At 66.5% G+C, this 12,677-nt stretch carries 12 protein-coding genes; 4 read left to right on the forward strand and 8 right to left on the reverse strand.

What is annotated here, in order from left to right; translation table 11 throughout:
• Positions 1–67 precede the first annotated feature (67 nt).
• Together FB460_RS04170 and FB460_RS04175 are read left to right on the forward strand one after the other, a co-directional pair.
• Positions 68–730, forward strand: a complete 663-nt coding sequence (locus tag FB460_RS04170; protein WP_142092812.1) for a TIGR03089 family protein — start codon at positions 68–70, stop codon at positions 728–730.
• The gene (locus FB460_RS04175; protein ID WP_142092813.1) at positions 727–1,767 is read left to right on the forward strand and encodes a glycosyltransferase family 2 protein; all 1,041 of its coding nucleotides are present in this window, start codon (positions 727–729) and stop codon (positions 1,765–1,767) included. Before FB460_RS04170 ends, FB460_RS04175 begins: the two co-directional genes overlap by 4 nt.
• Positions 1,768–1,810: 43 nt before the next feature.
• Here the strand turns inward: FB460_RS04175 and FB460_RS04180 are convergent, their stop codons facing one another.
• A complete protein-coding gene (locus FB460_RS04180) occupies positions 1,811–3,463 on the reverse strand; it encodes an LCP family glycopolymer transferase (RefSeq protein WP_142092814.1) in 1,653 nt (550 codons plus the stop codon).
• 122 nt (positions 3,464–3,585) lie between these two features.
• On the opposite strand from FB460_RS04180, the gene FB460_RS04185 reads away from it, so the two are divergent.
• Positions 3,586–4,839, forward strand: coding sequence for an LCP family protein (locus FB460_RS04185; RefSeq protein ID WP_142092815.1), 1,254 nt, complete (start codon positions 3,586–3,588; stop codon positions 4,837–4,839).
• Positions 4,840–5,018: 179 nt separating this feature from the next.
• On the opposite strand, the gene FB460_RS04190 is transcribed toward FB460_RS04185, so the two are convergent.
• Positions 5,019–6,170, reverse strand: coding sequence for an acyl-CoA dehydrogenase family protein (locus FB460_RS04190; RefSeq protein WP_142093354.1), 1,152 nt, complete (start codon positions 6,168–6,170; stop codon positions 5,019–5,021).
• Positions 6,171–6,475: 305 nt separating this feature from the next.
• On the opposite strand from FB460_RS04190, the gene FB460_RS04195 reads away from it, so the two are divergent.
• The gene (locus tag FB460_RS04195; protein ID WP_142092816.1) at positions 6,476–7,420 is read left to right on the forward strand and encodes a type IV toxin-antitoxin system AbiEi family antitoxin domain-containing protein; all 945 of its coding nucleotides are present in this window, start codon (positions 6,476–6,478) and stop codon (positions 7,418–7,420) included.
• Between the two features lie 73 nt (positions 7,421–7,493).
• Here FB460_RS04195 and FB460_RS04200 read toward each other — a convergent pair whose 3' ends face one another.
• From FB460_RS04200 to FB460_RS04225, 6 genes are all read right to left on the reverse strand, one after another.
• The gene (locus FB460_RS04200; protein ID WP_142092817.1) at positions 7,494–8,252 is read right to left on the reverse strand and encodes an EI24 domain-containing protein; all 759 of its coding nucleotides are present in this window, start codon (positions 8,250–8,252) and stop codon (positions 7,494–7,496) included.
• A complete protein-coding gene (purE, locus tag FB460_RS04205; RefSeq protein ID WP_142092818.1) occupies positions 8,249–8,767 on the reverse strand; it encodes a 5-(carboxyamino)imidazole ribonucleotide mutase in 519 nt (172 codons plus the stop codon). The genes FB460_RS04200 and purE overlap by 4 nt, the downstream gene beginning before the upstream one ends.
• A complete protein-coding gene (locus tag FB460_RS04210; RefSeq protein WP_142092819.1) occupies positions 8,764–9,969 on the reverse strand; it encodes a 5-(carboxyamino)imidazole ribonucleotide synthase in 1,206 nt (401 codons plus the stop codon). The genes purE and FB460_RS04210 overlap by 4 nt, the downstream gene beginning before the upstream one ends.
• 36 nt (positions 9,970–10,005) lie before the next feature.
• Entirely contained in the window at positions 10,006–10,446 is a 441-nt protein-coding gene (locus FB460_RS04215; protein ID WP_211345822.1) for a GtrA family protein, read from the reverse strand.
• An 86-nt stretch (positions 10,447–10,532) separates the two neighbouring features.
• The gene (locus tag FB460_RS04220; protein WP_142092820.1) at positions 10,533–11,561 is read right to left on the reverse strand and encodes a peptidoglycan-binding protein; all 1,029 of its coding nucleotides are present in this window, start codon (positions 11,559–11,561) and stop codon (positions 10,533–10,535) included.
• Positions 11,562–11,779: 218 nt separating this feature from the next.
• Entirely contained in the window at positions 11,780–12,580 is an 801-nt protein-coding gene (locus FB460_RS04225) for a biotin--[acetyl-CoA-carboxylase] ligase (protein WP_142092821.1), read from the reverse strand.
• Positions 12,581–12,677: the final 97 nt, after the last annotated feature.

Raw genomic sequence — 12,677 nt, forward strand, 5'->3', positions numbered from 1 at the left:
CGCCACCCTAGTGAGCGTCCGAGCCGGAATGCGGGACCGGCACGGCGGTGCGCCTAACATGGAGCGCATGTTCCGCAACGTGGTCACCCGACGGCTCGACACCGAGGCCGTCACCCCCCTGGTGACGTGTTACGGCTCGTCCCCCGAGGAACGCAGCGAGTTCTCGGCTCGCAGCTTCGCCAACTGGGTGGACAAGACCGCAAACCTCCTGGCCGATGAGTTCGACGTGACCGAAGGCGACGGCATCGCGCTGCCCGTCCTCGCCACGCATCCCCACCACTGGATGGCCTGGGTATGGCTGACCGCCGCATGGCAGGTCGGAGCCGAGGTCAGCGTCGACGGAAGCGGCGAGATCGTCGTCGACGGCCCCGACGCGACCCCGGCCGGCGAGGGCATTCCGACCGTCGCATGCTCACTGCATCCTCTTGGGATGCCCCTGACGACGATCGCCGACGGCGTCATCGACTACGTCACCGAGGTCCGTGGCCAACCGGATTCCTGGCTGGGTGTCGACCCCGACCCCGGGGCCATCCTGTGGCAGGGCCTGACGTGGAACGATCTCGAGGTACCCGCCGACGACGCCCGACGGCTCGTCTGCCCCAGAACTCCACAGGAGGCCATCGACGCACTGCTGGCAGCCCTGCCCGGTGGTTCGGTGGTCAGCGTCCCCTCCACGTGGGACGCCGAGACACAACGAGCCATCGCCGAGGTCGAGAGGGTCACCGCATGAAACCCCTCACCGAAGAATGGCCGGGCGTCTCCTACGTGATGCCGGTGCTCAACGAAGCCCCCTACCTTCGCGAATCGGTCGAAGCGATCCTCAAGCAGGACTACCCCGGCGAACGCGAGATCATCCTCGCTGTGGCTCCCTCCAACGACGGGACCGATGAACTCGCTGCCGAACTGGCAGAAGATCACCCACAGGTGAAGGTTGTGCCGAACCCGGGGCGGGACATCCCCCGTGGCCTCAACCTCGCGATCTGTACATCACGACACCCGGTCATCATCCGCGTCGACGCGCACAGCGAACTCATGGACGACTACACCCGCATCGGCATCGCGACGCTCAAACGCACCGGTGCCGCGAACGTGGGCGGATTGATGCGCGCACACGGCAAAAGCCCGTTCCAGTACGCGGTGGCACAGGCCTACAACTCCCCCATCGCCCTGGGCGGCGGCCAGTACCACTCGGGAACCGTCGAAGGGCCTTGCGAATCGGCCTACCTCGGCATCTTCCGCCGAGAGGTGTTGATGGAGGTCGGCCTGTTCGACGAGTCCATCCGCCGAGGTGAGGACTGGGAGCTCAATTACCGCATCCGCCGCGCCGGGTACACCGTGTGGTTCACTCCTGAACTCACCGTCACCTACTGGCCACGCGAGACCCCCACGCAGCTCGCCCGCCAGTTCTACTCGACCGGCGCCTGGCGCGGCTCCCTGGTGCGCTCGGGACGCCGGACCCCCCTGCGATTCTTCGCGCCACCGGCACTGGTCGCCTCCGGGGTGATCGCCGCGGGCGAGGTGGTCGCCGACAGGTTCCTGCCCCGCCGCGTCCGCCCCTACGCCCGGATCGCCCTGAGCGGACCAGTCGCCTACGCGGCATTTCTCGCCGCTGTGAGCCAGACCGCCGCGGCTCGACGCTCGCGCCCACCCCAATTCCTGCTGACGATCGCGATCATGCACATCAGCTGGGGTGTGGGCTTTTGGAGCGGCGTCCTGCGCGGTGCAGGCAACACCATCGACACCTCACGGCTCGACGCCGAGGGCTGAACCCCGCCCCGGGCCTCAACCCACGGACCTCGGAGGTGGGTGATCAGCCTGCGGAGCAGATCGCTTCGAGGTCCTCGGCAGTCGGCGCCGGCGCATCCGGCTGACCATCACCGGGCTGGCCCTCGGCCGGCACGGGAAGTGCTGCGGGCCGGGTCACCCCGAAGGGCTCCGCACCACCGGCGGGATCGTCGGCCCCGTCCCGTTCGCCGCTCTCCCCCTCGGGCGCGGGCGTCGGCTGATCGGCGGCCTCGGACTTGGCGATCTCATCACGCACCGTCTGCTGGATGACCCCGAGGTCGGCGGCACCGGGCTGGACCAGCGGTGGCACGAAGTTGACCGATGCCACGTCGGTCCCACGGGTCTTCTCCGCCAGCGCCATGAGTGTGGCCACCTGATCCGGCGGGATATCGGTTTCGGCGATCTGCTTGCCGGCCTTCGCGATCTCGGTGAATTTCGTCGACACCGTCATCGGATCAAGCTGCTGGAGCATCGCGTTCATGACGCACTTCTGCCGCGCCATGCGCTCATAATCAGAGGACTCGGCTCGGGAACGTGCGAACCACAGGGCATCGCGACCATCGAGGTGGATGTCCTTCCCCGGGCCCAGATAGCGGCCGACCGTGCTGGACCCACCGCCGACCGGTACCGGACGGTTGATGTCCATCGTGATGCCACCCACGGCATCGATGAGTGCCTCGAACCCCTTGAGGTCGATCATCACGTGGTAGTTGATCGGCAGCCCGAGAGTCTCCTCGATGATCTCCCGAGTCGCCTCGGCCCCCGGGTCGGCGGCGTCGGGATACAGGTTCGGATCCTGTTCGGCGGCCTCGGTCGCCTTGGTGTAGACCGCGTTCAACAGGCACTCATCGGCCTCGCACTCGAATCCGTCGGGGTACAGCGTCCGCATGGGCGAGTCCGCGGGGAAATGGAGCCCCTGCAGGTTTCGGGGCAGACCGAACAACACGGTGCGTCCGGTTTCGGCGTCGATACTTGCCACGGTCAACGAATCCGGACGCAGGCCCTCCCGGCCGTCGCCGGCGTCGGCACCCATCAGCAACACGTTGTAACGACCGGCCTTCTGCTCGGTGTCACCACCACCGGCGAAGATCGACGCCAGCGCATCGGACTGGGTGTGGAAGGCACTCGCGCTCGCCGAGAGCCCACCCAACAGACTGAAAGCGAGGACGCCGCTGAGCGCGGCGAACCCGAGCCGGTGTCTTTGTGCCATGGACGGCGGCGATGAGATCCGCCACGCGTCGAGAACCAGCAGGCACCAGCCGACACCGACCGCGAAGAGCCACCCCGTCACCAAGGTCGCGACCACCGGATTCGCCACCAGCGCCAACGCCGCGCCCCGCATGAAGACCGCCATGAGGACCCACAGCACGATCGCTGCCCAGGTCCCCAACCACAGGCGCATGGCGATCCGTCCGACTCGGGCATTGCCTGCCCGGGCCTGCATGGATCCGGGCAACAGGAGCGTCAGGCCGAGATTGCCGAGACCGCGTCGCAGCCGCAGCCCCTGGCTACGGGTGAACGCGTCCCGTTCGCCACGGGCCCGTTCGCGTTGCGCTCGACGTTCGGAAACACGCTCGGTGAATGTGGTGCGCTCTCCCCCACGGGACTCAATCGTGATCCGGGGTCGGTTCTTGGCGCGCACGGTTGCGTTGGGAACACGGGAACGACGAACGTCCACGATGACCTCTCGATCGGCAGCAAAGGGGGAAGAGCCGAGGAAACACTCGAGTCGCCTCCAGTATTGGGGTGGCTCCGCCCGGTGTCGACCACGACGCGCCGCCGCCGGGTACTTTGGAGCCCATGGACGCTGATCGACACCCCGAGCGCCGACGCGCGACCTTCAGCGAGGAGGATCTCGCGCCCTCCACCGACGGGCCTGATCGGCCCGACCCGCGCGCTCAGGATGGGACGCCATCGGCTCCACGACCTCGCCGACGCACCACATTCTCCGAATCCGACCTGCCCGCCGGGGAGTCGGCCACACGGCCCAGCGCCCGTGCCCCACACCGGGCCGAAGCTCGACGGCCGGTCGGCCCGCCGGCCCAGCCGCCGCGTCCACCACGCCAGGGCGGGCCCGGCGCGAGGGGACCCCGCCCTCGAATCCGCATTGGCCGCGTGATCGGGGTGCTGCTGCTGGCGTGGCTGGTGTTCCTGGTTGCGACCCCGTTCATCGCGTGGGGAAAATCGACCAAGGAGCCGGTCTTCACCGCGGCGGAGCGGCCCGAGAAACAACCCGGGACCGTGTACCTGCTGGCGGGCTCCGATTCCCGGGACGGACTCGACGACGCCGAGCGCGAACGCCTTGGCACCGGCGACACCGAGGGCAAACGCGCCGACACGATGATCATGTACGTGGTGCCCAAGAGCGGCCCGCCCACGATGATCTCGCTCCCCCGCGACTCGTACGTCCCCATCCCCGGGCACGGGACCAACAAGCTCAACGCCGCCTACGCCATCGGCGGCCCGGAGCTTCTGGTGGCCACGGTGGAAAGCGTCACCGGCGTCCGCATCGACCACTACATCGAGGTCGGCTTCGGTGGCTTTGTGAACGTGATCGACGCCGTGGGTGGCGTCGAGATCTGCCCGAAAGAGGATATCCAGGACAAGAACTCACGTCTGGATGTGAAGGCCGGCTGCCAGAACGCCGACGGCGCCACCGCCCTGGCCTATGCACGGATGCGTTACGCCGACCCCCTCGGCGACCTGGGCCGCATGCATCGTCAACGCGAGATGATGTCCGGCGTCGCCAAAAAGGTGGTCAGCCCCTGGACCGTCATCAACCCGTTCCGATGGTGGGGAGTCAACATGGGGATGGCCAGCGCGCTCACCGTCGATGAGGACACCAGCGTCATCGGTCTGGCCAGGATTGCACCATCGGTGATGCAGGTGGGCCGCGGAAAAGGTGTGACGTTGATGGTCCCGGTCTCGGATCCGAACCTGCAGACCGAGGTCGGGTCATCGATGAAGTGGGACTCCGAGGAAGCCTTGGCCATGTTCGAGCAGGTGAAGTCCGGCGACACCACCGGCATCGAACGGTTCAAGCAGGAGTTCTGACCCCGTGCCAGAACCTGACGGGGAACCCAGAATCTGACTGGGAACCCGAAACCTGCCTGAGAACCCACAACCTGCCTGGGAACCCAGAATCTGACTGGGAACCCACAACCTGCCTGGGAACGAGGACAGGGGCCGTGGCACACGGTGTGCCACGGCCCCTGTCATGCCCGGGTGATGCGTCAGCGGTTCTCGGGAAGGCCCTTCAGGAGCTGTTTGGCCATCACGATGCGCTGCACCTGGTTGGTGCCCTCGTAGATCTGGGTGATCTTCGCGTCGCGCATCATGCGCTCCACCGGGTAGTCGCGGGTGTAGCCGTAACCGCCCAGGAGCTGCACCGCATTGGTGGTGACCTCCATGGCCACGTCCGAGGCCATGCACTTGGCGGCGGCGCCGTAGTAGGTGAGGTCGGCGTCGCCACGCTCGGAACGGGCTGCCGCAGCGTAGGTCAGCTGACGCGCGGCCTCGATCTTCATGCCCATCTCGGCGACCATCCACTGGATGCCCTGGAAGTCGGCGATCGCCTGACCGAACTGCTTGCGTTCCTTGATGTAGCCCATGGCGTAGTCAAGTGCGCCCTGTGCGATGCCGAGCGCCTGCGCGGCGATGGTGACGCGAGTGTGATCGAGTGTGCGCATCGCGGTGATGAAACCGGTGCCCTCCTCCCCGACCATCCGGCTGGCAGGAATGCGGACGTTCTCGAAGCGCACGGTGCGTGTCGGCGACCCCTTGATGCCGAGCTTCTTCTCCGGGGCGTCGAATGAGACCCCCTCGTCGGACTTCTCCACCACGAAGCAGGAGATTCCCTTGCTGCGCTTCTCCGGATCAGTGACGGCGAAGACGGTGTAGAACTCGGAGACACCGGCATTGGAGATCCAGACCTTCTGCCCGTTGAGCACGTAGTCGTCACCGTCGCGGACCGCACGCGTCTTCATCGACGCGGCGTCGGAACCGGCCTCGGCCTCCGACAGGCAGTAGCTGAACATCTTGCCCTCGGCCACCTGCGGGAAGTACTTCTGCTTGATCTCGTCGGACGCGGCGAGGATCAGCGGCACCGTGCCGAGCTTGTTGACCGCCGGAATCAAGGAGCTCGATGCGCACACGCGGGCGATCTCCTCGATGATTATCACCGTGGCGAGAGCGTCGGCGCCGAATCCACCGTACTGCTCGGGGATGTGGGGTGCGTGCAGGTCAGCGGCCTTCAGTGCGTCGAAGGACGCCTGCGGGAACTCGGCCTTCTCGTCGGCCTCGGCCGCGAACTGTGCGACCTTGCCCTCACAGATGTCGCGGGTGGCCGCCCGAATGGCGTCATGATCCTCGTTGGGGCGGTACATCTCGTCAAAGTCGCTCACGGTCACTCCTGAGTCATGCGTCGGTGCAAGGATGTGACTCCACAGTAACCCCTTTCGGTGAGCCACGAGTAACCGTTCGTCACATGTGACCTCCGCGGGGTCTTCGGGAGCGTCGTTCGACCCGCTTCGTTTGAGCTCCATTTGAACATGGCGGCCTCAGGCCCTCCCCGACTGCTCTCAGCTGTGGCGAACACCACCGCAGACGGTGCGTAACGCCACAGGCATGAACCCGACACGCCCGGCTGCATGCAGTGGCGCATTTTTCACGGCTCCACAACGCTGATCCCATGCAGGCTCGGCGACAACTTCCACCCGCGATCGAGGCCTTGGCCCGACGTCAGGGCGGCGTCGTCACTGTCGGTCAGCTCGACGCATCGGGGATCACCCGACGCATCCGTGACCGCATGACGAATTCAGGAATTCTCATCAGGATCCATGACCAGAGCGGGCTGCTGTGCACACGTGCGCCAGATCTGAAGAGCAGGCTCTGGGCCGGAATCCTGTTGGCCGGGGACCCTTCTGCGCTGGGAGGTTGGCATGCCCTGCACGTCATGGGTGCCGACGTCCGGCCCTCCAGGTTGGCCGAACCCATCCAGATCTGGGTCGAGCCCCATCGATCGCTGCGACCGAAAGGGCCATGGCGATTTCGCCGCGATTTCGGGGACAGGCTCACCGACAGGTTCCGCCTGGACTCGAAGAACCCCTGGACCATCTCAAACGAACGCAGCTTCCTGGACATCTCGCTCGGACTCGAGGCGCAGGCATGCGTGGGGCTGGCTCTGGATCTGCTGCGCGATGGCGGACTCCGGCCCGCCTTCCTGGCCGCAGCGCTCACCCGTCAATCCCATCGTCACCGTCGGCTCCTCCTCGATGTGATCGCTGACCACGAACAGGGCATCCACTCGATGCTGGAACAGCACTACGCCCGTGACGTCGAAGCGGCCCACAAGCTGGCGACCGGCAGCCGCCAGGTGCAACTCCGTGGAGGATTCGCCGATGTCGTCTACACCGCGCACAGGGTGATCGTGGAACTCGATGGGCGGGCATTCCACCGGGACCGTTTCCGCGATGCCCGACGTGACAACGCCAACGCCCTGGCCGGGTACGAGACGCTCCGCTATGGGTGGACCGACGTGGTGGGAGATCCCTGCCTGGTGGCCGAACAGGTCGCTCGACGCCTTCGGGCGCGCGGCTGGAAGGGTCGGCCGACTCCCTGCCATCGCTGTGCCTGAACGAGTCACCTCCGGCGTGCTCCGCCCCAACTGTGGCAAACAGCACCACAGACGGTGCGTAACGCCACAGCAGTCAGTCCAAGAGATCCCGCGCCAACACGGTGGCCCCGGCCACCGCGGCCGGGAACACGACGACGCTGAGCAGTGGCACGGAGAGAAGCCAATACGCTGGAACGCCGAACCCGAGGACAGACCAAGCATTACGGAGCAGTACGGCGCGTCGCTCCGCGAGGGTGAGCACCCCGCGGCGCTCACAGGTGGGCCCCACCAGTTCGCGCGCCATCATCCATCCGCCGAACACCGACGAGGCCACGACGCCGAGCACCGCTCCCACCGCCGGGATCAGGCCCAGCAGGAAGCAGAGAACGGCGCCGGCCATCGAGAGGAAGACCGTCGCGATCACCTGCCAGATCACCCGCACGATCATGCGGCCGGTGGGCTCCTTGTGTTCGGGCGGGACGGCACCGAGCGTCCGGTCCACGCCGGCGGAGATGGCGTCGTAGACCGGAGCGCCGAGCGTGATCGTCAACGTGGAATAGGCAACCACCGAGACCAATACGGCACCGACGACCAGGGCGATGGCAAGCAACACCTGCAGCACACCGCCACCGAGATCACCGGGCATCCAGTCGAGGACGGCACCGGCCATGGCCCCGGCGTTCATCACCAGAGCCACCCAGACGCCGATCAGGAGCACCGACATCACCAACGGCGGCACCATGCCGAGCACGAAGAGCCGTGGCTGCGACGCGATCACCCCGAAGCCCCGCACCAAGCAGCCGACCCCGCCGGCCACCCCGTGCACCTGGCTCCGACCGAGCACCTGGTTCACCGTGCGTCTCCACCGCGAACGTGGGCACGCACCTTCTCACCCTTGGCCTCGGCCGCAGCCCGCAGGTCGTCCTGGAACCGCAGCATCGCCTCTGTCAGCTCCGGGTCACCGGCGGCCAACATGCGTACGGCCAGCAGACCCGCGTTCCGGGCATTGCCCACCGCGACGGTGGCCACGGGCACGCCCGCGGGCATCTGCACGATCGACAACAACGAATCCATGCCGTCGAGATACTTCAGCGGCACCGGAACTCCGATGACAGGCAGCGGCGTCATGGCCGCGACCATGCCGGGAAGATGCGCCGCCCCTCCGGCCCCGGCGATTATCACTTCAAGTCCGCGCTCATGGGCGCTGCGCGCGTACTGCACCATCGCTTCGGGCATGCGGTGCGCCGACACCACATCGGCCTCGACCGCCACACCGAACTCCGTGCATGCGTCAGCAGCCGCCTGCATCACCGGCCAGTCCGAATCCGACCCCATGATGATGCCCACGCGGGCGTTGTCGATCGTCATCTTCGTCCCCCATCTGTATCGCCGTCGGTTTCGGCTTCGTCATCGATCCCCATGAGTCGGCTGGCGGCATGACGAGCCCGACGCCGGACCTGCGCAAGGTCTTGCCCCGTCACCGTCACGTGGCCCACCTTGCGGTGCGAGCGCACCTGCTTGCCATACAGCTGGACGCGCAGGCGTCGGTCCCGGGCGAAGCAGTGCAGCAGTTCCGATGGGAGGTCCTCGACGGTTCCGCCCAGCACATTGGTCATCACCGCGTACGGGTCGCGCAGACCCGGATCCCCCAGTGGTAGATCGACGACCGCGCGCAGGTGATTCTCGAACTGCGAGGTGTAGGCACCATCCATGGTCCAGTGGCCGGTGTTGTGCGGTCGCATCGCGAGTTCGTTCACCACGACGCTGCCATCGGCGCGCTGCATCAGTTCCACCGCGAGCACCCCGACGACATCGAGTTCACGGGCGATACGCAACGCGAGCTCCTGGCAGGTGATCGCCTGATCGTCGGTGAGCCCTTCGGCCGGAGTCACGGTCTCGGTGCAGATGCCCTCCTTCTGGACCGACTCGCTGACCGGGTACGCCACGGCCTGATTCGATGGTGAGCGCACCACTATCGCGCTGAGTTCGCGAGTGAAGTCGACGAACTCCTCGGCCAGGATGTCCGCACCACCGTGCAGTCCAGCGAACAGCGCGTCGGCCTCACCGGGCCGGTCCAGTTTCCAGACGCCCTTGCCGTCATAGCCCCCTCGCGTGGCCTTGGCGATGATCGGCCACCCGACCTCGTCGCCGAAAGCTTTCAGCTCGTCAGCATCTGCCACGAGGCGATTGACCGGACAGGGAATCCCCATGTCGGCGAACCGCTGACGCATGATGCCCTTGTCCTGCGCATGGATGAGGGCATCGGGGCCGGGACGCACCTCGATCCCCTCGGCCGCCACCGCACGAAGGATTTCCGTGGAAACATGCTCATGGTCGAAGGTGATGACGTCACACTGACGCGCGAAGGTGAGCACAGTGTCATGGTCGGTGTAATCACCCACCACGACGTCGGAGCCGACCTGGGCGGCCGAGACATCCGGTGATTCGGCGAGGATCCGCACGCGGAGTCCCAGCCCGATCGACGCGGCGTACATCATGCGGCACAGCTGGCCGCCGCCGATGATGCCCACCACGAAGGGGCGGACAGACGTGTCGGGTTCTTCATTCACAAGATCCCAGCCTAATGGCCGAACCCCAACCAACGCTCATCCGAGGCGCAGCCGGAAGATCACCACACGTTGGATCACGAAGTTCAGGAAGGTCGCGACGCCCTGACCGACGCAGAACGCCAAGGTGCGGGCCAGGTTCGAAGGCGGGATGAAGTTGTCCAACAAGCGGAATGTGAGTGTGTAGAGGCCGACGTTCACAAAGAAGGTGGCGCCGTACAGAACCCACACCAACGCGAGTCGACGCTTGGAGGGGCCGGTGCGGAAGGTCCAGCGTCGATTCATCGTGTAGGCGAACGTGGTTCCCACGATGAAGCCGACGGTCCGGGCGCCGGCTTCGTTCGGCCACAGGAAGTTGACCAGAAGCAACGTGATCCCGATGTCGAGCACCGCTGCCATCGCACCGGAGACGGTGAATCGCCAGACCTGGGATCGCAGCCCGACGCGTTGAGGCGTCACGGCCGTGCTGGTCTCGTTCACACATCCCACCTTAGCGAGGACCGCACGCGCCCCGGGGATATCAGTCCCGGGGCGCGTGTGGGTCGAACGGTCAGGTGCGCGGGAGATCAGGCGCCGGTCCACTCCCAGTGCCAGGGCTCGCCGGACACACCGTCGTCGAACCCGTAGGAGGGGGCGTTCGCGTTGAGCCACTTGTAGGTGGCGCCGCCGTAGCCTCCGGTGCCGGAGATGTCGACCGCCAGGCCCCATCCGTGGTTGGAGTATCCGGGCTTCGCGGCCCTGAGGTTGGGGTTGTTGTAGTACTCCACCTGGCGCTCGTAGGAGCGGTAGGCGTTGCCGCCGCCGGGGTTGGTGATCTGCAGGTTTCGTCCGAACTTCGCCGCGTAGGCGTCGTTCATGGCTTCGAGCTCGTCCTCGACGTAGCAGGCCACCTTGTCCTTGGGCGAGAAGTCGAGCGAGCACAGCACGCTGTCGGGCAGGCGTCCGTTCGAGAAGCCGTTCTCAGGGCTCGGCTTCACATCCGATCCCCCATTGTCTCCGTCATCCCCGTCATCGCCGCCGTCGTTATCGGGAGCGCCACCCACGAGGGCCGCCCAGGTGTCGGGGCCGACGACACCGTCGACGGAGAGACCCTCCGCACTCTGGAAGGCCTCGACTTTTTGGCGGGTCTCCGAGCCGTACTTGCCGTCGACGCCGGCGCCGACGAGCATCTGGACGGCCTTCACGTCGTTGTCGGAATCACCGGGACGCACCTTGCCCACCAGGGATCCCCAGGTATTGGGGCCGACGACACCGTCTTCCTGCAGGCCCTTGAGACCCTGCAGGTGCTTCACCGCGCTCAGCGTGTCGGGGCCGAACTTGCCGTCCACGCTCAGCGAATACCCATGTGCGTTGAGAATGGTCTGGAGTGCCGAGATGCTCTTGCCGGAGTCCCCGTGGCGCAGCTTGGGCAGGGACTCGGCCACGGCCGTGGCCGCCGAAGCGGTCGGCGCGGTGGAGAGCGCGAGATCACCCGCGACGACGCCTCCGACGGCGAGGGCGGCAGCACCCGCCGCAGCAGCGAGGCGCAGTCCGAACCCATGGGAGGGCTTGGGGTTGCTGATGGTCGTACGGCGAGAGGTGAACATCGTGGACATGGTCGCTCCTAGGGTGAGGTGCCTGCGGTGGGGTGCACGAACCACCATCACGATGACTCGGCAGACGAGTCCGCGTCAGCCCTGCAACAACGGAACTCTCCTGTGGAGCCTTCCGCTTGCCCATACCTCTCGCGGCTCCACCTTCACGTTGAGCCGCGTCTATCCGGCACAAGGCCGAGGTGAGAGCACTGTCTCACGACGACCCGTAAGCCACCTGTTCAGCGCACGTGCACCACATCGCCGACGCTGAACGTGCGCACCGAGCCGTCCACATCGACCCGCAGACAACCGCTGGCGTCCACTCCAATAGCGTCCCCGGTCACGAAGGCATCCGGTTCGTCGATCTCCGTGTCAGGACGTACCTGAATACGGACGCGACGGCCCACCGTCGAGCAGGCTGCCGCATAGGCCTCGGCCACCGATCCGGGGTTCTGCTGCCATGCATCGAGTTCTGTGGCGGCCACGTCCAGCACCGACACCAGCAGGTCGGTCATCGACACTTCGGCCCCATGCAGATGGAGCGACGTCGCAGTGGGCACAGGCAGTTCATCGACGTCCATGGAGACGTTGATGCCACACCCGAGGACGACGGCCAGCCCATCGGGGGCGGTCACCTGCTCGGCCAGGATCCCGCAGACCTTGCTCTCACCGATCAACACGTCATTCGGCCACTTGAGCGTCGGTTGCAGGTCGGTCACCTCGGTGATCGCGCGGCGGATCACGACGCCGGCGAGCAACGGGATCCAGGACCAGTGGTCCAGAGGAACCGATGGCCGCAGCAACATCGACAGCGCCAACGACACGCCGGGAGGTGTGGTCCAGACCCGGGTTCGACGTCCGCGCCCGGCGGTCTGGTCGGCGGTGGCCACCACCGCGCCCGGACGCGCACCGGCACGCGCGAGTTCCAGGAGCTCGGCATTCGTGGACCCCACCGAGCGGTGGATGACGAGGTCCGGCCACGTGGCGGCGTCGACGCGGCGGCGAACGGCGGCGGCGTCGATGGGATCGATCGGGGGCATCGCACTCCTTCATTCGAATTCTTCATCAGAAATCATTCCAGCTCGCCTCCGAATGGGCGCTTTCCAGCGACCCCAAATGGGCGCTTTCCAGCGACGG

The organism is Propioniferax innocua (assembly GCF_006716235.1).
Classification (GTDB): Bacteria; Actinomycetota; Actinomycetes; order Propionibacteriales; family Propionibacteriaceae; genus Propioniferax; species Propioniferax innocua.